The sequence below is a fragment of the Lactobacillus laiwuensis genome (genome assembly GCF_019972835.1).
Classification (GTDB): domain Bacteria; phylum Bacillota; class Bacilli; order Lactobacillales; family Lactobacillaceae; genus Lactobacillus; species Lactobacillus laiwuensis.
Genome location: NZ_BPPB01000014.1, coordinates 16,727 through 38,188, shown reverse-complemented (window position 1 = coordinate 38,188; position 21,462 = coordinate 16,727). Strand labels below are relative to the sequence as shown.

Here is a 21,462-nt window from a genome sequence, read left to right as displayed (position 1 = left end):
TTTGATCTTTAATATCAAGAGCAAATTTAATATAATTATTAAAAGAGGACATAATTCAAACCTTCTATAAAATATTGAGTGGTGTTAATATTTATTACAAGAAGCAAGAGGAAGATGTCCTCCTTTTTTATGCAATAAAAAACCTATTAACAGCTTACCACATGGATAAGTCATCAACAGGATAAATTATAGAGCCACTTAAAAACCGTGCCATCAATTTTGACAGCATGGTTTTAATTTATTATAGAATTTGAATGTCATGTTCTTTGCATTTAGTAATCATATCGTGAGGCCAGACACTGGCTTGAACTTCACCGATGTGAGCTTTGCCAAGCAAAAGCATGCATAAGCGAGATTGTCCAATCCCACCACCAATAGTATAAGGTAATTCTCCAGCAAGCAACATGCGGTGAAATTCCAATTTTTCACGGTCCAGGCAATCAGCCTTCTTCAGTTGTTCGTGAAGGCTTTCAGGACTAACGCGAATCCCCATCGAAGAAATTTCGATTTTTTGCTTTAACGGTTCATACCAGAAAATCAGGTCACCGTTTAATTCCCAGTCATCATAATCGGGTGCACGACCATCGTGTGGCTTGCCGCTTCTCTTCAGTTTATCGCCGACTTTCATTATAAAGACAGCCTTTTCTTCTTCGGCAATTTTATTTTCTCTTTCTTCAGGACTGATGTCCGGCCAGCGATCTTCTAATTCTTGTGTAGTAATAAAGTAAAGTTTTTCTGGCAAACGGTAAGTAGAAGCAGGATAGCGGAAAGCACAGCCAGCTTCAATTTCTTTAATTGCAGCAAAAATCTTGGTAACGGTACTTTTAAGGGTTGCTATCGTTCTTTCCTCTTTGGCAATGATTTTTTCCCAATCCCATTGGTCAACATAAATTGAATGAAAGTTATCTAAATCTTCATCGCGGCGAATGGCGTTCATGTTAGTAAAAAGGCCCTCATGCATGTTAAAGCCATATTTCTTCAGTGCCATTCTTTTCCATTTGGCAAGTGAATGCACTATTTCGAGTGTGTCATCTGTTGGTAAATCCTTGGCATCAAAGGCAACTGGACGTTCAACGCCATTTAAGTTATCATTAAGCCCTGTATGTTTTTCGACGAACAGGGGGGCAGACATTCGTTGTAAATGTAATTTTTTAGCTAAAACCTTTTGAAATTCTTCACGAATATAAACAATTGCTGCTTCGGTATCGCGAATTGTGAGAGTTGGATGATAATCTTCGGGTAAAATTAAAGTCATTGTGTTGACCTCCTAAAATTTAAGGAAAAGAAAAAGCCCTTTATCCCGTTTTTAACAAAAACAAGGACGAAAGGCTTTTTCCGCGGTACCACCTTAATTGCCCAAATTCTGGGCCAACTCATGAAGCACTATCATGCTTCACCAGCGTGGTAACGTACTGGAGACGACACAACCTACTTTTATAAGAATTTCAGCGTGCTGCTAAAAGTGTTTTTCAATAACCCAGGGTCTAACGGTTTTCCACTATCACCGTTTCACTTAAAGAAGTAAGTTATCTACTCGTCTTTTTCATTGCATTTAATTTGATAATAATTTAATCATGATTTTAATAAAAATGCAAGTAAAATATCATTAATGTTGAATAAAATATCTAACGTCTGTCAATCTGTTATAATAGATGAAAATACAATTGAGGAGAGTTATATGGTAGTTTTTTATCTAATTTTGGATGCCTTGCTTCTAGGCTACACTTGTTATAGTTGGTACTGGCAGGCAAATATTGACTTAAAGGGACATTATCGCTCGTCTTCAGTTATTTGGGCCGTAATTTTTATTTGGATCGGTTTTGCCTGGCAATTAATTGAAAAGGGCGATCCAGGTCTCAGTATTTTCCTGGCAATCTTCTTGTTGATTGGTATTATTGATGGTTTTACGGGTCTGGCACCTAAAAGAGCTGTTGTTTCAGGTTACTTTCGTCGGACCGTCTCATATTCAGAGATTGCGATGGTCACTTTAATTAAGGTGCCTAATCCTAAGAAAAAGCAGGTAATTTGTATTTTAACAACCCAGAAGAACAGACAATATTACCTGCGCTTTTCTTACGGCGTAGCACAAATTGTCGAGGCACTTAAAAATCATATTCACCATGATATTAGGATTGAAATTCAAGATATTTTTTAAGCCACACAATTAACGTGGCTTTTTTAATGGGCTTATTTTTCTTCCCAGTTCATTTCCAGATATTTGGTAAAGCCACCCTTAAGGGCGCGCTTTTCTTTTACTTGTTTTAAAAAAGTTGCTTGATCAACATTTTTAAATTTGAGGTATGCCAAAATGACTTCGTAAACATCACCTAATTCCTCAATTAAATTAGTTTCAGTTTTAGCAGCCAGAACTTCATTAGTTTCTTCAATTAATTTTTGCTTTAAAGCCGGTTCTCTTTCTGCGGGAGCAAGTTCACGGTAAGTAGCATAATGCGCAAATTCTGGTATTTTATCTCTAACTAATTTTTTCATTTTGATGAGCCTTTCTTACTAGTATTATTTTAAATTTTATTATACTGCTAATTTTTTCAAAAAATATGTGAAAAAGATAACAATATGTAGTAAAATTAACATAGTAGAGATATATTTATATTAGAAAGTGTGAAGATATGCGTAATAATGATTTTAATGATGTAGTACAAAATCGTCATTCTGTGCGTCACTTTGATAAAAGTGTTAAAATTCCGCGTTCAGAATTTAAAGAAATGTTTGAAGAAACAGTAACTGCTCCTTCCGGTTGCAATTTGCAAGGTTGGCACTTTGAAGTAGCAGATACCCCAGAAACTATTGCTAAAGTTAAGAAATACATGCTGAGATTTAACGATCCCCAGATGGACAGCTGTGCTGCAGTTGTGCAAGTCTTTGCCGATGTTTATGCTTATAAAAAGTATCGTGAAAATTGGACTAAAGAATATGAGACAGGCAACATCACTAAGGAAAAATTAGACGAAGTCTTAAGAACCTTTTTGCCATCTTATGAAAATGGCACATATTATTCTTGTGCAATTGATTCCATTAGGTCTTGCTCACTTGCTGCCATGCAGTTTATGCTTGTTGCTCGCAACCATGGTTATGACACTAACCCAATTGCTGGCTATGACGAGTCTAAAATTGCCAGAACCTTTAACTTAGAGCCAAAACGCTACTTACCAGTAATGGCAATAGTAATTGGCAAGAGCAATGAAACTGAAGAAACTATGGCTAAAACAACTCGCTATCCAGCTGAAAGTGTTTATCACTTTGCGGAATAATTAATAATAGCCCATTTTAAAAGCCTTCCAAAAATGGAAGGCTTTTTAGCTGCTACAAAATTGGCGAAAGCATCCGTGAAAAGCTTTGCAAAATTTTAAGCCAGCGACTTTGTTTGGCAATATCTTCAGGAGTCAATAAGGATGAAACTTTCATATCATCTTCAAATGATTTTGCGACTTCACGGGTGAAATTTTTATCATAAAAAACGGCAATATCTTCAAAGTTAAGGTCATATGAGCGATAATCCTGATTCATTGATCCCACAGTAGAAAAGGTATCGTCAACTACAATTGTTTTAGCATGAATAAATCCTTTGTTATATATATATATTTTAATGCCATAACGGGATAATTCATTAGCATACCATTGTGTAGCGCGGTAAATAAATGGATGGTCTGGTTTACAAGGTATCATAATTCGTAAGTCTACTCCTGATTGGGCAATTGTTTGCAGAGTGGCAAACATTGCATCATCAGGAATTAAATACGGTGTCTGAATCCAGAGCCGTTTTTTCGCTAAGGACATTAACCGCATAATACCATTACGCATATTGGCATTATAGCGGTCAGGTCCGTCCGAAACTATTTGTGTTGCTACATCACCAGCATGAATCTCATTTTCATCCAAGTTGGGAAAAAGGATGGTATTGAAAGCAATGACTTGATTTTCTTTTTGAATTGAGGCGTTCCAATCCATGACAAACCGCTCTTGCAATAATAAAGAAGCAGATCCGACAATCCGCACCTGACTGTCACGCCAATAACCAAATTTTTTCTTGCGACTCAGATACTGGTCACCGATATTAAAGCCGCCAGTCCAAGAAGTTTTGCCATCAACTACCACAATTTTGCGGTGCAAATGGTAGTTAATCCGATACCGCGTAATCATGTTGCGTGAGGTAATAAAGGGTAGGACTACGCCGCCAGCTTTTCTTAATTGATCAAACCAGGCTTTAGTTGCACCCATTGAACCCCAGGCATCATAGAGCAAACGAACAGATACGCCTTCTTGTGCTTTTTTAATCAGCAAATCAAGAAAGTCGTTGCCGATTTCATCATTATAAAAGGTATAAAATTCAACATTCACTGATTGTTTGGCCTTTTTAATATCAGCCATCATGTCATGAAACATTATTTTGCCGTCGGTATAGAGCTTAACATGATTGTTTTTACTCAATGGTGATTCGCCATCATGATCAAAAAAATGTACCACCATTTTGGCTTTATTTGAGGTATCAGAGGTGCTGATTTTTTTAGGTGCAGCAGTAATTGATTTTTGCACATTCCGCAGTCCAATATGATGTTGCTTGTTAATGGCAAAAATATTTTCCTGTGAAATTCCCCGACCAAAAAAGCCGTAAATGATCATTCCTAAAACTGGAAAAACCAGCAGAATAATCAACCAAGCCCAAGTTGTTGAGACAGAGCGTCTTCTATGAAAGACAATATAAAAGGCCAATATAGTATTGGTAATAATGATGATACGTCCTATGTCGCGGAGCAGAATCACACGTATTTCCTCCAAAATTAAATTATTTTTTAAGACCAATAAACTTATCAATAATGTCGATGACAAATGGGTTATCGTGCATCCAGCTATGTTCAGCGTATTTCTTCCCGCGAATCTCAACTTCATGATAAGATTTGGCATAGGGTGCCAAAATATAGCGGATGCTTTTAGCAGAAGTGACGGAAATAAACTTGTCGCTGTTGGTGTTGTCCAAAACATTACCATAAATATTTAATACTGAAATATTGGGATTAAACCGTTTGCGTCTGAACAAAAGGTAAAGATAATGCAAATTCACCACAGCTGGACGACCTTTTTGGTTAAAAGCATTAACGTTAGGGATATCTCCTAAATAAACTACACCATCAAAAGGTCCCGCGATAAAAGCACATTTGACTAAATGAGGAAAATCTTTTTTCCGATATTTGCGCATTTCCGTGCGTACTATACAGGGGCAGGCCAATGAATGTGCGATTGCCGAATAGTGTGAAAAGTGGTACCTTTGAGCTAAAAATGGTAATGTGAAACGCAGGTAGTAGTCAATTGCATACACACCAACAAGACGCTGACGAAAAACAACTTGCACAATTGGATTAGGATCACCAGTCCAAGTGCCTTCTAGCTTAAAGTTACCTAGCAAATCAGCAGTAACTTTGAGATATTTGGGATTGCCTTTATCAGCAAGTGCCTGCTTGACCATTACCTTTGTAGTGTAGTCACCGCCACGAAAGCCATGAAAATATATGATAGGTATTTGTTCAAAATCGCCTTTTTTAGGTTCAATTGTGGCATTATCTTCAATTCTTTTTTTATGTAAACGCAAGAAAACACGAGTAGGTGCAAAAGTTGCCAAGACAGCCAAGAAAAGCATGCTTAGTCTGCTCGGTTCCTTTGTAAGGTCGCGTTTGTGGTTTTTCTCTACTTCTTCCTTGTATTTTTTAGTATTGAAGAACATAATACCACCTTAAAAAATAGAACTACTTATATTTTAGCATTGACTGGAAATTTTAGTGATAGGGGAGCATATGAAATTTTATGCAGTAAAAAAGGGCCGCAAACCAGGTGTTTATCGCACTTGGGAAGATGCCCGAAAACAAGTTGAAGGCTATTCTGGGGCCGAATATAAATCTTTTGCCAAAATAACTGATGCCACTGAGTATTTAGCTTGGGATCGCGAAACTGTTCATCAAGTCTTTCAAAAAGATGAGGATTCATTACAAAAAGCAATTGCCAAGATTCAAAAAGAAAGTCGCAAAATCAAGCAAAATCCCGCTACAACACCTTCTGTCCCAAAGCCTAAGGCGCTAAACAGGGCTAATAAGTCTGATTCATCTGAGTTTTTTGCCACAATTTATACTGACGGGGGTACCCGCAATACCGGTAACTTTAAAGGCGGTCATGTGCGAGAAACCGATAAAGCTGCATGGGCTTATTTAATTGAATGGCAAGATCAGGGTCATAAAAAATCTACTTATGATTCAAATGGTGAGTTTGGTGCGACTAATAATAAGATGGAACTAACAGCTCTAATAGAAGCACTCAAAAAATTGCTCGAGTTAGGCTTTAACGAAAAACCATTATTATTTGTGCTGGATTCACAATACGTTTTAAATCCAATTACTAAAGGCTGGCTTAAAAATTGGAAAAAACGAGGCTGGACCAAAAGCACAAAAGGTGCAATTGCCAACCTTGAGTGTTGGCAGGAGTTGGATCAGCTTTTAGATAAATTTTCTCAAGCTAAATTCGAGTGGACCAAAGGGCATGCCCATAATCGCGGTAATGAATTTGTCGATCATACATTAAACAAATTCATGGACCAAATGTAATTAATTAAAAGTAGTCACAATTAGGCCGCTAAAAAGGTGGCTGAAAAATGAAGTGATATTATGCCAAATTTGTTCAAACCAGTTACGATTTTCTGGGGTATTGATTTTATCAAAGATTCCTTTGGCGTTCTTCTTAATGTTTTTAGATAAAGCATCAGCCTGGTCCCTAAATTTATGATTTTTTAAAGCACCAGAATCACGCACTTCAATTAAGATGTTGATTATTTGCTGTTTCTGATTATTGTTAATGACGTCGCCAAGATGATTGATGTTAATTTGGTTGTTTACAATATCATGAATTTGACTATCTGACACATTGTTGCCAATTTTACCCATTTCCTGCTTTGCACCTGCAACAGCGTTATTAAGTTGTGCATCACTATAGCCGTCTTTATCTTTATTTTCTTTAGTAATTTTACTTAAGGTGTTCATTTCGTCCTGCGCTGCGTTTACTTGCTTTTGATTTAAATTTTCTCCGGTTTTGTTATAGGCAGCATAAACACCGGCTAAAGCACCGGAGCCATCAATTGGCACGGCACTGGTAACATAAATATTGGCATCAGAGATACCGGCAGTTAAAGCTGCATTTTTGTATTGGTCAGCTGTAATTGTTGTGATATTGTTGCGGCCTTGATAGTCAAGGATATGGACGTTAATACCACTACCTTGTGCTTCTTTTTCAATCATGGCACTGGACCAAACGCCAGAATGAGTTGTAAAGTTCGCACCAGAGGGATTAAGATATTTGACTAAGTCCTCACCAGTAATAGTAATTGTTTGGTAGCTATTGCCATTTAGCGGTTCACTGAGGGTTTTTAGGGTACCGCTTCTTTGGGAAGCAGTTAAAGAAGTTCCAAGGCAAACAACTGGTAATTCATCTGCCTTAACAGTTTGTGTATCAGTACCGCACATGAGCATGCCAAAAAATAACAGTGTAATAATAGTTGAAAATGTTTTTGCTTTTTTCATAAAATAATTAACTCCTTTTGACTGTTCTAATTATACTAAATGCTAAATACAAAAGGTTAAATTATAGTTATGTACTACTTACTTTACGATATTTTTAATATTTAAGATGGTATAATAACAAGTTAAAGGAGGAAGCTATGATTCAGCAACCTGAATTAACTGTCATTATGCCTGTTTACAATGTCGAAAGATATTTAGAGCGGGCACTTGATCATTTGGCTAAGCAAGATGATCCCAATTTTAAGTTGTTAATTGTCAATGATGGTTCAACGGATAATACGCGAAAAATAGCAGAAAGCTATCGCACACGATTCCGTTACTTTAAGATAATAAACAAGCACAATGGGGGCCTGTCTGATGCGCGTAACGTCGGTATTGCCAACGTTGATACGCCATATTTTACATTTCATGATGGTGATGACTGGGTAGATTCCGATTATACAGCATTTTTTGTAAATGCTTTTCACGACCATCCAGATGCAGCTATGGTTTCCTGTGGTTTCTGGCTTGATTATGAAAACAAACAAGGTTCAATTCCTGTTACCAAAAAAGTCGTGCGTGGCATGAAAGGCAAGGCCCGAACTTATCAATTAATCAGCAATCCTTTTGGCTCTTTATGTGATAACCATTGTCTGGCTACTCCAGTCAAGGGCTACACCTGGAACAAAGGCTATAAATTATCAGTCGTGCGGCAGAATCATCTGCATTTCATGGAAAATTTGGCATTCATGGAAGATCAGATATTTAATGTGCAATATTTGGCTTTAACAGAAGGTTTTTATTGTGATAGCAAACCTATCTATCATTATTGGCAGCGTAAGGACAGCATGGTTCATCACTTTAACGCAAAAATGATCCCTGATAATTTTAAGGCTAACTATATTATTGCTAAGATTATTGTTCGCAGTTTGTGGCATGAGCATAAGAAAGAAAAAAATTCTAATCAAAGTTTGGTAGAAGCTAGTGAAAGAGACCAAAGATGAGAGAAAAAGTTAATGGTAACGAGCTTTATTACAGTAAGTTAGGCAAGGGTGCCCCACTGCTTTTATTACACGGACACCATTTAGATGGTGGCATGTTTGACCAAATTGTTGCCCCGCTTTCTCTTTACTATACGGTTTATGTTCTGGATATGAGAGGTCATGGCCTCAGTCAGGGAGAGCCTGCCGAGCACTATCAAACTGAAGTTGAAGATCTGGCTGCTTTTATTAAGCAAGTGAATATCCGGGGTTGCTATTGTTTTGGCTTTGATGCAGGCGGTTTGGTAGCAATGATGCTTGCAAGTCAGGATCAAAATATCTTTAAAAAGCTCATGGTAGCTGGTGTCTTTGTGAACGGCAATGGTATCAAATCATATCATTATTTGACTGAAGGCTTTCTGCGTTTCTTGCGTATGAACCGTGATAGTAAGGTGGAATTGTCGGAAAGTTTCATGTCTGTTGACAGTTTGAAGGCAATTAAGATACCGACTTATTGTGTCGTGGGAGAAAAAGACTGGGTTAAAGTGGAACATGTTCGCTGGTACAGTCAAATTATTCCTCAAGGACAGCTTCTGATTATGCCTAGACAAAAGCATGAAAGCTATGCAGTTAAGAGCTTTAAATTGCTAAACTTAATGGAAGACTTTTTTAAATAGTTTATTTAATTCAAGAATACTTTTACTTCAAACTTAATATTTAACAGCCGATAATAGCTTCGGCTTTTTGTTTGAATTATTACTTTTCTAGGCACTGAGGACTTTTTTGGTTATAATAGACTTGCAAAGATTGTAATTTTTAAAAAACGAGGTAGTCATGAACAAGGAAGAACTTCTTCAAATATTGCACCCGATGAAGCTGATTGGGTTAGGCGGAAATCCCGCATTAAATGAGAAAATTGCACAGATCTTGAAAAAGCCGTTAATTGAAACTGCTGTGCAACATTTTAGTGACGGTGAAATTCAAGTTAATATTGGCGAAAGCGTCAGAGGATGTGACGTTTTCGTTATTCAGTCAATTCAGGATCCCGTAAATGAAAACTTTATGGAATTGGAAATTGTTTTAGACGCATTGCATCGTGCTTCAGCACACAGAATCAATGTAGTAGTGCCATACCTGGCTTATTCACGTTCAGATACCAAAACTCGTTCGCGGGAACCAATAACTGCTAAGCTTATAGCTAATTTATTACAAATTACTGGTCTGGATCACTTAATTGCTCTTGATTTGCATGCTTCGCAAATTCAAGGCTTTTATAATGTGCCGGTTGATCATTTGCATGCTATGCCGCTTTTAGCACAATACTTTATTGATAACGGTATTGCTACCAAAGAGGAAGACGATATTGTGGTTGTTTCTCCAGATCATTCTGGAGCTAAACTTGCCCGCAACTTTGGTCAGTGCTTTGATGCTCCAATTGCGATTGTTGATCAGCGCCGTGCACGTTATGACGCAGATGTACATGACATGATTGGTGATGTTAAAGACAAAAAATGTATTATTGTAGATGATTTAATTGATACGGGGTCACGCATTTCTTCTTCAACTAAGTCAGTTCTAGCGGCAGGCGCCAAGAAAGTTTATGTTGCTTCAACACACGCATTATTATCACAAAATGCAACTGAAGTTCTGAATGAGTTGCCAATTGAACAGATAGTGGTAACTGATACAATTAAACACAGCCATTATCCAGATAGAATGGTTCGTATTTCAGTAGATTTGCTTTTAGCGCGGGGAATTAATTATGTATATAATGACCGCTCAATGCATTTGTTAAGTGAAAGTAAATTAAAGTAATTACATATTATACGGCTTACTTTTAGTATATGTTTCTTTAGTAAAAACTATCAGCCAATAATATACCAGTGCCTTTTTGTTTATTTATTCTATATCATTGGTATAATGGAGGCAAAATGTATAGGAGCTGAGAAAACATTATGGCACGACGTAAAAATTATAAAAGAAGACGTACAATTTTAAGTAATACTTTTCACTTAATTAGAGAAAATGGTATGGACAGTGTTTCATTTCAAATGATTGCAGAAAAGTCTGGCATTTCCAAGTCATTGTTGCAGTCATACTATCCGCATAAATCAAACTTGATTGCTGATGTAGTTCGGAACATTCTCAATACACTAGACAAGCAAGTGCAGAAGTTTAGTGTTAATAAAGAAGACGAAGTATGTGCTCGCACCAAAGCTTTTATTTATGCAATTGAAATGCTGGGTATTTACGATGAAGGTCTTAAACGTATTATTACTGAAGTGTTTAAGAGTAACGAATCGCTAGATTTTTGGAGTAAAACTATCAACGACTGGTTGAAAGAAAAGCAGTTGTTTAATCACTTTGACTTTGATCCCAAAGAAGTTCGGATGGGGATTGCCTTTGCTGTAACTGGTGTGAGTCGTCTTTATTATGATAATAAAGAATATGAAGTTTCTCCTGAAGAAATAGCTGATTACGGTACCAAAGCATTCATGTACAGTTTTTTACATTCTTCAAAGCCAACTATTGAAAAGGCGCTTAAAGAGGGTCATGAGATTATTGAATCTACTGACATTAAGACCATTCATCATGCAATAGATACAATGTTTGATGAAGACAAGGAGATTGTCTGTTAGGAAGGAAAAATATGGCAAATGGCGCGCGAGAAGGTTTGCACAGAATAAGTCAAGAACAGAACAACCAATACAAACAGGTTCTGTCCTTTATCATCTTTCTGATTGTATCGCTAACCATGATTACCGCGACTTTCCTTAATCCCTTTTTTATGAAGGGACAAATGAGAAACAGTAGTAATGAAGCTGTAGTAGTCAGGCAAATAAACAAGCATTTTGATGCATTAGCAGAAACAATTGGAGCTAATAAAAATGGGAACGCTAATCTGCTAACTACTAAGCAAACTCAACCAATTGCTGACCATATTATTGACTATACTTTGGGAACCCCTTGGTTCAAGTTTAGTAATATGAAATTGGCCAAGCAAATTTTACATGACATTGATTTAAACATTGATCAAGGTGCATCCAGTGATGCCCAGTTAGTACAAGAAAAATTAAAGGAGCAGGAAAACAATGCTCCATTTGATGTAATCGATACTTTTAATCTGAACACGATCACTCTTGGAGGCAATATTGCTTTTATCTTATTAATTGTTAACGTAATTATCCTGATAATGGCTGTTATTAGTTTACGTTCATTAATAAGTGATATGAAGTTATTTTTCAATTCAAGAATGCTGACTCACGAAATTACCGCATCTGGTATGTGGGCAGGTTTTTGGTTAATATTAATTGCGGGCATATTGGCTATTATTCCAGTAATTTTTAATGTTGAAGGTTTAGCTGTATTAGGTTTTGTGTTAGAAATAAGCAGCAGTATCTTTCTGGACTTTGTTATTGTCGGAGTTGTTCTCTATATTTTAAGTGCAATTCCGTGGGAAATCAGTTCTCCCAATAATTAGTCTCTCTGTTTTAAAATGATTAATCGTTTTTTCAAAGGAAACATATATGAAAATTTATTTTGCAAATGCTCTGTTTTCGCAAGCAGAAATTAATTACAACGCGCAATTGGCGGCCAAAATACGTCAAATAGATAATTCAATTGATTTATATTTGCCCCAGGAAAACGCGTCAATTAATGATAAACAGGCTTACGCTGATTCTAAAATGATTGCTCAAGCTGATACTAAAAAGCTGCTTAATAGCGATTTGATGATTGCCGTTCTTGACGGCCTCAGCATTGATAATGGGGTAGCTAGTGAAATAGGTGTAGCTTATGCAAAAGAAATTCCGATAATTGGTTTATATACAGATACTCGTCAGCAGGGAGCTACTAACCAAAAGAAGTTACAAGCTTTGACCCAAATTGCAGAAAACCAATTTCATTATGTTAACTTGTATACTACTGGGCTGATCAAACTTAATGGCACTATAGTTAATAATGAAAAAGATTTATTAGCTGCCGTAGCCAACTATATTTAAAATTTACTCAGTTCGCATAATAAAACATAAAAAGCCTCGAAGGAAAATAATTCTTCGAGGTTTTTATTATTCTATTGACTTGTTTTGAAGTTGAAACAGCTTAAAGGTGTAACTAGTTAAACCCGTAATTTTTACTTCATATTCGTGACCGATAACTAGTGGAACTGAGCCTGGATAGTAGGTAATAATAGTTTCAAAATTGCCATAGCCTGTATGACTATAATTACGTACATTTTCTGCTTGATAAGTTCTGCCAGTATCTTTATCAGTAATGGTAATTTTTGGTGTGCCTGCATAAATTTTATTAGAGAGATAAATTGACCAGGCGATATTATCACCTTGTAAAAGCTCAATGGGAAAGACGCCACTATTGGGATAAGTTACTGTTTCTCGACTGGGAGTACGAAAGACATCAGCAGGGTTAAAAACTTTTTGCACAGAATAACGATAACCATTTTTGCCATAAGCAGCACCTACGCCTGTCGTAGTTAAGCGCGTTGATAGCAGCCATGCACGGTGACCAGTGTCAGCACCGGTCAAGTTGTACCGATCAGTAATTAAGTCAGTGATAACTTCACCTGCAGTCTGGTCACTGGTATTAAAATTTAGATTGGCCTTGCTGGAAATGTTGCGGGCTAGTTGCCAGGTAGTTTTATTAATTATTTTTGGTCTTTTTTCGTAAGGCAAATTATGCTGATTAACCATTGGATTAGCATCGAGAGTGGCTAAAACGGCAGCAGTTTTTTGCGCGGCAATATTATCTTGAAAATTTTCTTTAACAGGAGTCAAATTAAATAACTTTCTATAATAGTTTGTATATGCCAATTGACTGTTAAGATAGTCCGGCACAAGTGTGCCCGCCTTAAATTTAGTTTTAAACCGCGGCTTGTTTAAATAAAGGTTATTATGGTTATAAGTAGTGTTATCAAGTTGTGCATATTCCTGCTGCAAACGACTCACTTCCTTGATTTCACTTGGAGTAAGTTCTGCAGCGAAAACTTGCGTATTGCTAAAAGGAAAAATGAAAAGCAAACAGAAGAGGGCAGAGTAAAATTTTTTAATCATTTAAGATGCTCTCCTTTCTTTAGCCTAAATTATAAGGCAAAATAAAACCGAGTAGAATTTTATTTTTAAAATAATAATTATATTTAATAAATTGATTGAGTTTTTGGAAAAATTTAGTGAGGAAATGACAGTCTTGGCTAATGATGAAAAGATGCAGGCAGCACAAAACGTCAAAATTAGTTTATTAAGCAAATTGGACGACTGGAATGGGGTAACTGGACCAGTAGATCAGGACTTGCGCCAAGTGGTAGTCCAGAAAACCAGCATTATTGACGGTTATACTTATGTTTTGCAACACGTAGCAGGAGACAACTTTGTTTATCGTGGACAAAATGGTAATAATGTTTCTTTTAATAAGCAAATTCCAGTTTTGCATTTAACCGGCACGGCTGCAGGTCATACTCAGACGCTGGAGACAGCTGGAAGACCAGGGCAGTGGTTCGTTGGCACGAAGCCAAACGACTTAAACCCCAGCTGGTCGACTTGGTCTAAACAAATTGCACGCATAAAAATTCCGCATTATTTTAAGATTGCGTCTAATACCAAAATGCAACCAAGATTATCAAATTTAAATTATGCGGGGGCTGATTTAGGCATAGGCTGTGCAGGAAATCAATTTTCCCGCATAGAAGCTGCAGTTTCACCAGATTTGCGTTATTTTCTGCTTGCATACGGTGATAACGACTATACCGGTTATTTTGCGCTCTATTATTTAGCACAAATTAATAAGGCACTTGATGAAGCTGCAACTGCAAGCAAATACGTTGATATCAGAACAATAAAAAGTTTAGCCGCCTTTAAAATACCACAATTCTCTGGACGAGTCGGCTTAATTGGTTCGCTGCAAGGCTTTGCCATTGATAATAACCGCACAATCTATGTTTCCAGTCAATTTGCAGACGACAGGCTCGGTCAAAATAGAAAAATTGTTAAAATCCCTTGGGGAGCAGTTGATCCCGCTTTTTGGGAGTTGGTAAATTTAGCCAGTGAAAATAAACTGGAAATTCCAGGCTATTATACTGAGCTTGAGGGCATTCAACTAGTTGCAGCTAATGATCTTTACTTAACCGTAGCCTATCATCAGTCCTTTGATCCTACCGCTTTAGGCAAACATCCAACCAAAATCAATCAACTGTATGAAATAACTTGGGAATCGAATAGCAATTTTTAATATAGTGTAAATTTTTGCTTTATGATTTTGCTTTATACAAGACTTTTTGCTTATAATAAAAAATATTCCTAAAAAATTGTCTAATTTACAGTTCTTCGGGTTTTTCTTGCCGTATAATTAAAAGTTAGAAACAATGACTAAGAGGTAAAAATAATGACTAAGAAAACACAAGTTGGTTTAATTTTTGGTGGTAATTCATCTGAATACGAAGTCTCAATTATGTCTGGCCACAACATTTATAATGCGATCGATCAAAATAAGTTTGACGTCCATCCAATTTGGATTACCAATGATGGTTATTTAGCCAGTGAAGAGGACTCCTTTAAAGTCTTAAAGGATCCAAAATATACTATTGAGAATCCGCATGAAGTGGCCAACATTTCAAATTTAATTCAACTAAAGAATTTACCGGAAATTGATGTTTTCTTTCCGATTGTACACGGCAATTTAGGTGAAGACGGTTGTTTGCAAGGACTGTTCAGAATCTTAAACAAGCCTTTTGTTGGTGACGACGTGCTGGCTTCAGCCGTGACCATGGATAAGGAATTTACTAAAATTTTGGCACAGCGCGTTGGTGTGCCCGTAGCTGATTGGATAGCAATTAAGCGTTTTGAATATGAAGATGCCAATAATGCCAAACGTGATTATGACAAAGTGAGTGCTAAACTGGGCAGTGATCTTTTTGTTAAACCGTCTAATCAAGGCTCTTCAGTTGGCGTTCATCATGTGACTAATAAAGAAGAATTTGCTGAAGCTCTGGCTGATGCTTTTAGATATGATGATAAGGTCTTAATTGAAGAAACCATTCACGGTACAGAAGTTGAAACTGCTGTTTTAGGCAATGACAAACCGATCGTTTCCGGTGTAGGACAAATTATTAATGCGGCGGGTACTTTTTACAGTTATGAAAATAAATACGACGATGATTCCACCACTACTTTGCAAATCCCTGCCGAATTACCTCAAGAAATTGTAGATAAGGTAAGAGCAAACGCCTTAAAAGTTTATCAAGTCACAGAATGTAGTGGCTTAGCTCGGGTTGATTCCACTTTGCGTGAAAGTGATCAGCAGGTGATCTTGACGGAAGTTAATGCCTTGCCTGGGTTTACCAATATTAGTATGTATCCTAAACTTTTTGAAGAAGCAGGAATTTCTTATTCTGAACTAATTACTCGTTTAATTGTCAAGGCGCAGGAGCGTTTTGACCATAAGAAAAATTTGTTACACAAAATTGGTTAATTTGGTTGTGCTGGGGAGTATATCTAATGAACGAAGATAAGCATAATTTTGAAGAATTAACCGCGCCTTCTGCGACGGCTAAAAAATTGCACATTAGTGTTGCCACTTTACGTAAATATTCTTTGATTGTAGAAAAAGTTACTGGTAAACCGGATTACTATGCACGGACCAAGCAAAATGCGCGCTTATACAGTAAGCAGGATGTGCAGGATCTCGAAGATTTTCACCAATTAGCGCAAGATAATGGCTTGACCCTGCAAGAGGCTGCTCAACAAGTTTTTGCTGTTACTGACAAAAAAGACAAGCCTCAGCATATGGATAATGGCAAAAAGCAGGAGGTAATGTCTACTTCCCAGATGGTGAAATTGCTGAATGCTTTGCAACAAACCATTGGTCAGCAGAATACTGCGCTAAGCGACCTGCAGAAACAGTTGAACCGGATTGAAAAGCAAAACGAACAATTGCTGAAAAAACAAAAAGAGATAGAAAAACCGCAAGCTAAAGCAGCTAATGCTGAAGAAGATTTTAGTGTTTTACCAGACATTTCAGGAATTGTTACCGATAACGGTGATGACATAACTGATGTGCAGGAAATGCCAGAAACAAAGCCTCTAACCGCGGCCGAAAAACGGGCTCAGGTAGCGCAGGATGAAGAAAAATCAAGTGAGCAGATGCATGAAGAAATTTTGGCCAAAGCTAAGGAAAATGCTGAAAAAAGTGCAAACGCTAATGCCCACCGCACGTTAGCAGATATGCAGATTGAACCGGAAAAAACACACTGGTGGCAGCGGTTCTTAGATATGTAGACACATAAAAAGCGACTTTTGGTTAAAAGTCGTTTTTATAATATTTAAATTTTACAAATTTAGCTTAAAATTAATGTCTAATAACTGTTTTTAAGTTACAGTAGGTAGGTATAAATCGATTGGAATGATTTGGTTGAAAAAAATTAAAAAGCGCTACTTATTTGCGGTATTAATAGCAGTTGTGGGGTTGATTTTAACCACCTGTACCTATTTTGCGACAGATATTTATTCTAAAAATGATGTAGCTGTGGTCACTGACAGTAAAATCAAGGATACTTTGGAAGAGAAAAGTACAGATGTTTACGGCAACAAGGATGAAACCAGAAAACAGGTTCTCCATTTAAAAGTCTTGTCTGGCAAATTTAAGGGCAAAACCTATCAGACTATCAATATGTATTATCCCTCACAGTTAGTCACCCAGAAGTTTCGTGCAGGTCAACGGCTATTTGTCACGGTCAAACATGGTGAACCGGTTATTCAGGATCCTAAACGAGACTGGGTTTTAGTATTGGCAATGACAGTAATGTCCACGCTAATGGTGGCAGTCTCAGGTAAAAAGTCGTTTGGTTTAATTGCATCAATGATACTCAGCTGGGTAATTTTCTACCTTGTGATTATGCTTGATATTAAACTAAATGGCTCTTATATCGTTCTACTCTTTGGCTTAGCTGATATTGTTTTTTCATTCTTTAGTTTATTGGTTGTTCAAGGCTTTAACCGCAAGATGCTGGCAACTTGGTTGGCAACAATTCTAGGCACTTTCGTTTCTTTTGCACTGTGTTACTTGATTATGCGTCTGACAGGAGAATCGGAAATTAAATACGAAACAGGAGATTATGCGACGCAGGATCCTCGTGGCATCTTTTTAGCACAAACTTTACTGGGTATTTTAGGAGCAGTAATGGATGAGGCCACCGATATTATTTCTAGTCTTTACGAATTGATCCAGACTAAGGCCGATTTAACAGCCAAGCAGTTAATTCAAAGCGGGCGCACAATGGGGCAGGAGATAATGGGACCACTGATTAACGTTTTGGTATTAATCTTTATGTCAGAAGAATTGCCAATGACGATTATCTATTTGCGGGATAACAACAGCTTGCGTTCCACTTTCGGCTTCACTCTTTCCCTAGGCGTCACACAAAGCATCATTTCCGCAATTGGCATTGTTTTGACGGTAGTCTTTGCCACGGGGTGCAGTCTGCTGTTTTTAGAAGAAAAAAAGCGGAAAGCGGGGATTAGAAAATGAGTACCTTAACTGCTTTACTAATTGTGCTTGCAATCTTGATGACTGTTGTTGGCGGTGAAACAGGGATTCGCAGCTTCTTTAGTGTTTTAATTAATACCTTCTTATTAATTTTAGTGGCCATTCTGATTTCCTGGGGGATTAATATTCCACTTCTGATTTTAATTTTTGTCCCGTTAAAGTTGGTAACCATTATTTTCTTAGGAACGCATGATTATCAAGTTGCTAAAAACTCTTTTTATTCTTCACTGATTGTGTGCCTGGCAACTAGTGTAATAATTATGGGTTTTGAATGGTTGGCGCAAGCTGCTGGTCTTGGACCCGAAGCAGGTGAAATTTTGGTAGGATTGTCCCAGATGCCGGGGTTAAGCTATCCTTTAATTGCAGTTGCGGTAGCTATATTTTCAACGCTGGGTGCTGTAGCCGAATCCGCTGTTGCTATGAGTTCAGGACTTTTAGAAATCAAAAAGCATAATCCAGAAATATCATATGAGGAACTCAAGGCCAGTGGTGCTAAAATCGGCAACGATGTTCTGGGAACAGCTATGAATACCATTTTATTTGGGATGTTTGGCAGCTTTCTTTCTTTATTTTTATGGTACATTCGTTTGAATTATACGTTAGGTGAGGTATTAAACGAAAAAATGTTTGTCAATGAGGCTTTGATTATAATGTACTCTCTAATTGGTGTATTATTAACAGTACCATTAGCAACAACCTTTTTAGCAAAAAACATGGTAAAAGTGGGGGAAGAAAATGAAAGTAAATGATTTAACGTTAACTAATTTTAACCAGCGCAAGTTCAACCTGCACACATACACCTTGGGTTCAATTGGTGAATTGGTAACTCCAAAACACCCTTTGGCGATAGTAGTTCCAGGTGGCAGTTTTGACCATTTGTCTAAAAGAGAGGGAGAGCCGGTTGCCTTGGCTTTCAATAATTGCGGCTTTAACAGTGTGGTCATGGAGTATAACCTCGTGCAAGACGAAGGTGACATTTATCCGGATGCCGGACTTGATGTCTTAAGCACTGTTAAATACTTTCGTGAGCATGCGGAAGACTATCAAATTGATCCAGATAAAATAGTCACAATCGGCTTCTCTGCTGGTGGCCACGTTGCCAGTTTTGCCAACAGTATGGCTAACTCTGCAAAATATCAAAAAGAGTTTGGTTTTAAGAGTGCGGAAGTTCTGCCTAATAAGACTATTTTGGGTTATCCCTTAATTAATCTGACTAAAATTGGCTTTGACATTCCAGAAGATGAACAAGATAAAGTACCCCAAGATGAATTTATTAAGGATAGTTCATTAGGTGTAACTGCAAACACTCCGGCAACTTTTATCTTCCATGCCTGGGATGATCCTATTGTACTTGTAACCAATACGTTTGAATACGTGGAAGCCTTGCATAACAAGAAGGTTCCCTGTGAAGCCCATATATTCAATCGTGGTGGTCACGGGTTTTCCTTAGCTCGTAAAGATATGGTAGTTAAGGGTAGAGAATGGCAAGAGAATCCACACGCTGCCCACTGGTTCGAACTGGCACAGGAATGGCTGGCAAGTGAATGGCAATAAAAGGGGTACAGATGCTGTACTCCTTTTTGTTCGGGTTTTAGAAGATTTGATTATAAAATTATAATAATATTCATATTAGAAACAAAAAATTTAAATTATTTTAAGCAAAGGCCTTGCATTTATTTTTAAAGGGTATATAATGCTGGTATTTAAATCGAAAGAAAGGACATGATTTTTTGAAGTTAACGAAAATAAAAATTTTAACGGCAATTAATGGCTTACTAACTCTAAGCAGTCTAATCATGTTATTCTTTGGATTATGCAATCAAGTTAATGAGTCAAAGAATCTGCTAGAAGAGGAACAGACAATTTCGCTGAACGATAATAATATTATTATTTTGGCAGCTGTAGTTGCTTTGATGGTCTTCGGCTATGCATTCTTTGCTACTTGGTTAAAAGGTGAACCCGCAAAGGCTCATTTATTAAGACACAGAGCGTAAGATGATTAGAAAAGCTGGGCTGTACTTCAATGGTTGAAGTGCAGCTCAGCTTTTTTTGTGTCTAAAATAATTCAGTTTTGCTAATCTGGTATTTTAAATATTCAGTTGCTTGTTTAAGCGAAGATATTTATGATAAACATAAGTATTTGCACAATTAAGAACAAAAAAAGGAAAATAATTAATGTGTAAGATAGAAGATGAAGTTTATGATCCGTTTTTACCTACTTTACTAATTTCTTTGCATAAGGAGTATGTCAAAGAAATTTTAACGGGACAAAAAATAATTGAATACCGCAGGAGATTTTTTAAAGATAGTTTTCAAGCCTTTGTTTATACAACAGGCAATAATGGCGGAATTCAGTTATTTATCAAATGCGCCCCTTTGATTCGCAACAATGCGAAGGCATTAGCTCAGATAGGCCGGGAAATTCAAAATGACAATTATGACGAAATTTATGACTATTTTATGCCTAAAGATGATGGTTGTATTATTCCAATTTTAAAATCTTGTGCTGTTAAAAAGGTTTCACTTAACCAGTTGCGCACTGTTTTGCCCCAGATTGTTATTCCGCAAAGCTACCTGTTTTTAGACCGGCCTGATAAAAAAGACTTGCTCAACTTTTTATTAAAGCAGGAATATGATGATTTAATTGTTAACGAGTGGGATGAGCGCTTTGCAAAAATTAAGAAAATAGTGGCAAACAACAAATAAGAGCTGGAAATTTTTCTTATTGGGTTACAGTGTGGCAAATAAAATAAAAATAAAGAGATTTCACTAAATACAAAAAGAGAATTTGCGCAGGCATTAAAGAAGTTGCTCCAAAAAGAGTCTTTAAATAAAATTACTGTTTGTGAATTACTTACTTTAACTAATAAAAGTAGACCTACTTTTTATTATCACTTTAGGGATGTACCTGATTTAATCAAGTGGACTGTCCAAGATGAGATAATTAATTTATTAGAGCAGTCAAAAGGTTATGAAAAATGGTACGACGATTTATATCAAATTTTTCAATATTTTGCTTTTAATCCAACCTTGGTACGAGCCATTTATGAAAATTTAGATATTAAACAATTTAATGCAATTTTTAGGGAACCACAAAATCGTATACTTCTTGGCTATATTGATGAAGTAATAAGCAAAGAAAAATTACATGTAAGTCAGAAAGACCGTGACTTTATAGCCCATTTCTTTACTGGTGGATTTACAGAAATAATTATTGACTGGCTTAATAATGGACAAAAAGAGACTCCACAGGAAATGAGAGATATGTTTCGCAGAACGCAAAAAAATGTGATAGTTCATTGTTTAAAGATGGCTGATCAAAGCCATAAAAGCTAATTTGCCTAATAAATATGCGCAATTGTTAAATATCTAACAAACTG

25 protein-coding genes and 1 other annotated feature are annotated in these 21,462 nt (G+C 36.8%); of the genes, 19 read left to right on the top strand and 6 right to left on the bottom strand.

The genetic code is table 11. From position 1 onward, the window contains the following. Window positions 1–241 precede the first annotated feature (241 nt). The gene (gene asnA, locus LDM92_RS08770) at window positions 242–1,255 is read right to left on the bottom strand and encodes an aspartate--ammonia ligase (RefSeq protein ID WP_223902907.1); all 1,014 of its coding nucleotides are present in this window, start codon (window positions 1,253–1,255) and stop codon (window positions 242–244) included. 59 nt (window positions 1,256–1,314) lie between these two features. Next, window positions 1,315–1,556, bottom strand: a binding site (T-box leader). Window positions 1,557–1,678: 122 nt separating this feature from the next. Here asnA and LDM92_RS08765 point away from each other — a divergent pair. Continuing rightward, on the top strand, window positions 1,679–2,155 hold the full coding sequence (locus LDM92_RS08765; protein WP_034980835.1) for a hypothetical protein: 477 nt from the start codon (window positions 1,679–1,681) through the stop codon (window positions 2,153–2,155). A 32-nt stretch (window positions 2,156–2,187) separates the two neighbouring features. Here the strand turns inward: LDM92_RS08765 and LDM92_RS08760 are convergent, their stop codons facing one another. Further along, complete coding sequence (locus LDM92_RS08760) at window positions 2,188–2,490, bottom strand: nucleoside triphosphate pyrophosphohydrolase (protein WP_187154826.1); 303 nt, start codon at window positions 2,488–2,490, stop codon at window positions 2,188–2,190. Window positions 2,491–2,627: 137 nt separating this feature from the next. Here LDM92_RS08760 and LDM92_RS08755 point away from each other — a divergent pair, with 137 nt between their 5' ends. Further along, on the top strand, window positions 2,628–3,269 hold the full coding sequence (locus LDM92_RS08755; RefSeq protein WP_223902906.1) for a nitroreductase family protein: 642 nt from the start codon (window positions 2,628–2,630) through the stop codon (window positions 3,267–3,269). Between the two features lie 52 nt (window positions 3,270–3,321). Here the strand turns inward: LDM92_RS08755 and cls are convergent, their stop codons facing one another. After that, window positions 3,322–4,785 carry a cardiolipin synthase gene (cls, locus tag LDM92_RS08750; protein WP_373868662.1) on the bottom strand — a complete coding sequence of 488 codons (1,464 nt, stop codon included), beginning with the start codon at window positions 4,783–4,785 and terminating at the stop codon, window positions 3,322–3,324. A gap of 16 nt (window positions 4,786–4,801) precedes the next feature. Then, window positions 4,802–5,734 carry an alpha/beta hydrolase gene (locus LDM92_RS08745; protein ID WP_223902904.1) on the bottom strand — a complete coding sequence of 311 codons (933 nt, stop codon included), beginning with the start codon at window positions 5,732–5,734 and terminating at the stop codon, window positions 4,802–4,804. A gap of 70 nt (window positions 5,735–5,804) precedes the next feature. Here LDM92_RS08745 and LDM92_RS08740 point away from each other — a divergent pair, with 70 nt between their 5' ends. Continuing rightward, the gene (locus LDM92_RS08740; RefSeq protein WP_223902903.1) at window positions 5,805–6,605 is read left to right on the top strand and encodes a ribonuclease H family protein; all 801 of its coding nucleotides are present in this window, start codon (window positions 5,805–5,807) and stop codon (window positions 6,603–6,605) included. On the opposite strand, the gene LDM92_RS08735 is transcribed toward LDM92_RS08740, so the two are convergent. Next, the gene (locus tag LDM92_RS08735; RefSeq protein ID WP_373868661.1) at window positions 6,606–7,574 is read right to left on the bottom strand and encodes a DUF1002 domain-containing protein; all 969 of its coding nucleotides are present in this window, start codon (window positions 7,572–7,574) and stop codon (window positions 6,606–6,608) included. A 137-nt stretch (window positions 7,575–7,711) separates the two neighbouring features. Between LDM92_RS08735 and LDM92_RS08730 the strand changes: the two genes are divergently transcribed. From LDM92_RS08730 to LDM92_RS08700, 7 genes are all read left to right on the top strand, one after another. Beyond that, the gene (locus tag LDM92_RS08730; RefSeq protein WP_223902902.1) at window positions 7,712–8,557 is read left to right on the top strand and encodes a glycosyltransferase family A protein; all 846 of its coding nucleotides are present in this window, start codon (window positions 7,712–7,714) and stop codon (window positions 8,555–8,557) included. Next, on the top strand, window positions 8,554–9,210 hold the full coding sequence (locus LDM92_RS08725) for an alpha/beta fold hydrolase (protein WP_109585750.1): 657 nt from the start codon (window positions 8,554–8,556) through the stop codon (window positions 9,208–9,210). Before LDM92_RS08730 ends, LDM92_RS08725 begins: the two co-directional genes overlap by 4 nt. 157 nt (window positions 9,211–9,367) lie before the next feature. Beyond that, window positions 9,368–10,348 carry a ribose-phosphate diphosphokinase gene (locus LDM92_RS08720; RefSeq protein ID WP_045927416.1) on the top strand — a complete coding sequence of 327 codons (981 nt, stop codon included), beginning with the start codon at window positions 9,368–9,370 and terminating at the stop codon, window positions 10,346–10,348. 140 nt (window positions 10,349–10,488) lie between these two features. Continuing rightward, window positions 10,489–11,172 carry a TetR/AcrR family transcriptional regulator gene (locus LDM92_RS08715; RefSeq protein ID WP_223902901.1) on the top strand — a complete coding sequence of 228 codons (684 nt, stop codon included), beginning with the start codon at window positions 10,489–10,491 and terminating at the stop codon, window positions 11,170–11,172. Beyond that, window positions 11,162–11,311, top strand: coding sequence for a hypothetical protein (locus LDM92_RS08710; RefSeq protein ID WP_223902911.1), 150 nt, complete (start codon window positions 11,162–11,164; stop codon window positions 11,309–11,311). The genes LDM92_RS08715 and LDM92_RS08710 overlap by 11 nt, the downstream gene beginning before the upstream one ends. Window positions 11,312–11,333: 22 nt before the next feature. Next, window positions 11,334–12,014 carry a hypothetical protein gene (locus LDM92_RS08705; protein ID WP_223902909.1) on the top strand — a complete coding sequence of 227 codons (681 nt, stop codon included), beginning with the start codon at window positions 11,334–11,336 and terminating at the stop codon, window positions 12,012–12,014. 46 nt (window positions 12,015–12,060) lie between these two features. Then, window positions 12,061–12,534, top strand: coding sequence for a nucleoside 2-deoxyribosyltransferase (locus tag LDM92_RS08700; protein WP_223902900.1), 474 nt, complete (start codon window positions 12,061–12,063; stop codon window positions 12,532–12,534). A 66-nt stretch (window positions 12,535–12,600) separates the two neighbouring features. Here the strand turns inward: LDM92_RS08700 and LDM92_RS08695 are convergent, their stop codons facing one another. After that, on the bottom strand, window positions 12,601–13,599 hold the full coding sequence (locus LDM92_RS08695) for a CAP domain-containing protein (RefSeq protein WP_223902899.1): 999 nt from the start codon (window positions 13,597–13,599) through the stop codon (window positions 12,601–12,603). A gap of 124 nt (window positions 13,600–13,723) precedes the next feature. Here LDM92_RS08695 and LDM92_RS08690 point away from each other — a divergent pair, with 124 nt between their 5' ends. The 9 genes from LDM92_RS08690 (at window position 13,724) to LDM92_RS08650 (ending at window position 21,418) form a co-directional block, all read left to right on the top strand. Then, a complete protein-coding gene (locus tag LDM92_RS08690; protein ID WP_223902898.1) occupies window positions 13,724–14,770 on the top strand; it encodes a helveticin J family class III bacteriocin in 1,047 nt (348 codons plus the stop codon). A gap of 153 nt (window positions 14,771–14,923) precedes the next feature. Continuing rightward, window positions 14,924–16,009: a D-alanine--D-alanine ligase family protein gene (locus LDM92_RS08685; RefSeq protein WP_223902897.1), complete on the top strand. Its 1,086-nt coding sequence runs from the start codon at window positions 14,924–14,926 to the stop codon at window positions 16,007–16,009. Window positions 16,010–16,035: 26 nt separating this feature from the next. Then, a complete protein-coding gene (locus LDM92_RS08680; protein ID WP_223902896.1) occupies window positions 16,036–16,815 on the top strand; it encodes a transcriptional regulator in 780 nt (259 codons plus the stop codon). Between the two features lie 124 nt (window positions 16,816–16,939). After that, window positions 16,940–18,064, top strand: a complete 1,125-nt coding sequence (locus tag LDM92_RS08675) for a YibE/F family protein (RefSeq protein ID WP_373868660.1) — start codon at window positions 16,940–16,942, stop codon at window positions 18,062–18,064. Continuing rightward, window positions 18,061–18,831 carry a YibE/F family protein gene (locus tag LDM92_RS08670; protein ID WP_109585756.1) on the top strand — a complete coding sequence of 257 codons (771 nt, stop codon included), beginning with the start codon at window positions 18,061–18,063 and terminating at the stop codon, window positions 18,829–18,831. Before LDM92_RS08675 ends, LDM92_RS08670 begins: the two co-directional genes overlap by 4 nt. After that, window positions 18,818–19,636 (top strand): alpha/beta hydrolase, encoded by an 819-nt coding sequence (locus tag LDM92_RS08665; RefSeq protein WP_223902895.1) that lies wholly within the window; start codon window positions 18,818–18,820, stop codon window positions 19,634–19,636. The genes LDM92_RS08670 and LDM92_RS08665 overlap by 14 nt, the downstream gene beginning before the upstream one ends. 176 nt (window positions 19,637–19,812) lie before the next feature. Then, entirely contained in the window at window positions 19,813–20,076 is a 264-nt protein-coding gene (locus tag LDM92_RS08660; protein ID WP_223902894.1) for a hypothetical protein, read from the top strand. Between the two features lie 181 nt (window positions 20,077–20,257). Then, on the top strand, window positions 20,258–20,788 hold the full coding sequence (locus tag LDM92_RS08655) for a hypothetical protein (protein WP_223902893.1): 531 nt from the start codon (window positions 20,258–20,260) through the stop codon (window positions 20,786–20,788). A 102-nt stretch (window positions 20,789–20,890) separates the two neighbouring features. Beyond that, window positions 20,891–21,418, top strand: a complete 528-nt coding sequence (locus LDM92_RS08650; protein ID WP_223902892.1) for a TetR-like C-terminal domain-containing protein — start codon at window positions 20,891–20,893, stop codon at window positions 21,416–21,418. Window positions 21,419–21,462: the final 44 nt, after the last annotated feature.

Bases quoted from the DNA above. Each gene is read 5' to 3' on its own strand.
- LDM92_RS08745 (WP_223902904.1), bottom strand. From the start codon at position 5,734: ATGTTCTTCAATACTAAAAAATACAAGGAAGAAGTAGAGAAAAACCAC.
- LDM92_RS08670 (WP_109585756.1), top strand. From the start codon at position 18,061: ATGAGTACCTTAACTGCTTTACTAATTGTGCTTGCAATCTTGATGACT.
- LDM92_RS08760 (WP_187154826.1), bottom strand. From the start codon at position 2,490: ATGAAAAAATTAGTTAGAGATAAAATACCAGAATTTGCGCATTATGCT.
- LDM92_RS08665 (WP_223902895.1), top strand. From the start codon at position 18,818: ATGAAAGTAAATGATTTAACGTTAACTAATTTTAACCAGCGCAAGTTC.
- LDM92_RS08695 (WP_223902899.1), bottom strand. From the start codon at position 13,599: ATGATTAAAAAATTTTACTCTGCCCTCTTCTGTTTGCTTTTCATTTTT.
- LDM92_RS08685 (WP_223902897.1), top strand. From the start codon at position 14,924: ATGACTAAGAAAACACAAGTTGGTTTAATTTTTGGTGGTAATTCATCT.
- LDM92_RS08720 (WP_045927416.1), top strand. From the start codon at position 9,368: ATGAACAAGGAAGAACTTCTTCAAATATTGCACCCGATGAAGCTGATT.
- asnA (WP_223902907.1), bottom strand. From the start codon at position 1,255: ATGACTTTAATTTTACCCGAAGATTATCATCCAACTCTCACAATTCGC.
- LDM92_RS08680 (WP_223902896.1), top strand. From the start codon at position 16,036: ATGAACGAAGATAAGCATAATTTTGAAGAATTAACCGCGCCTTCTGCG.
- LDM92_RS08700 (WP_223902900.1), top strand. From the start codon at position 12,061: ATGAAAATTTATTTTGCAAATGCTCTGTTTTCGCAAGCAGAAATTAAT.
- LDM92_RS08735 (WP_373868661.1), bottom strand. From the start codon at position 7,574: ATGAAAAAAGCAAAAACATTTTCAACTATTATTACACTGTTATTTTTT.
- LDM92_RS08705 (WP_223902909.1), top strand. From the start codon at position 11,334: ATGAGAAACAGTAGTAATGAAGCTGTAGTAGTCAGGCAAATAAACAAG.
- LDM92_RS08765 (WP_034980835.1), top strand. From the start codon at position 1,679: ATGGTAGTTTTTTATCTAATTTTGGATGCCTTGCTTCTAGGCTACACT.
- LDM92_RS08725 (WP_109585750.1), top strand. From the start codon at position 8,554: ATGAGAGAAAAAGTTAATGGTAACGAGCTTTATTACAGTAAGTTAGGC.
- LDM92_RS08755 (WP_223902906.1), top strand. From the start codon at position 2,628: ATGCGTAATAATGATTTTAATGATGTAGTACAAAATCGTCATTCTGTG.
- LDM92_RS08655 (WP_223902893.1), top strand. From the start codon at position 20,258: ATGTGTAAGATAGAAGATGAAGTTTATGATCCGTTTTTACCTACTTTA.
- LDM92_RS08675 (WP_373868660.1), top strand. From the start codon at position 16,940: ATGATTTGGTTGAAAAAAATTAAAAAGCGCTACTTATTTGCGGTATTA.
- LDM92_RS08730 (WP_223902902.1), top strand. From the start codon at position 7,712: ATGATTCAGCAACCTGAATTAACTGTCATTATGCCTGTTTACAATGTC.
- LDM92_RS08690 (WP_223902898.1), top strand. From the start codon at position 13,724: ATGACAGTCTTGGCTAATGATGAAAAGATGCAGGCAGCACAAAACGTC.
- LDM92_RS08715 (WP_223902901.1), top strand. From the start codon at position 10,489: ATGGCACGACGTAAAAATTATAAAAGAAGACGTACAATTTTAAGTAAT.
- LDM92_RS08740 (WP_223902903.1), top strand. From the start codon at position 5,805: ATGAAATTTTATGCAGTAAAAAAGGGCCGCAAACCAGGTGTTTATCGC.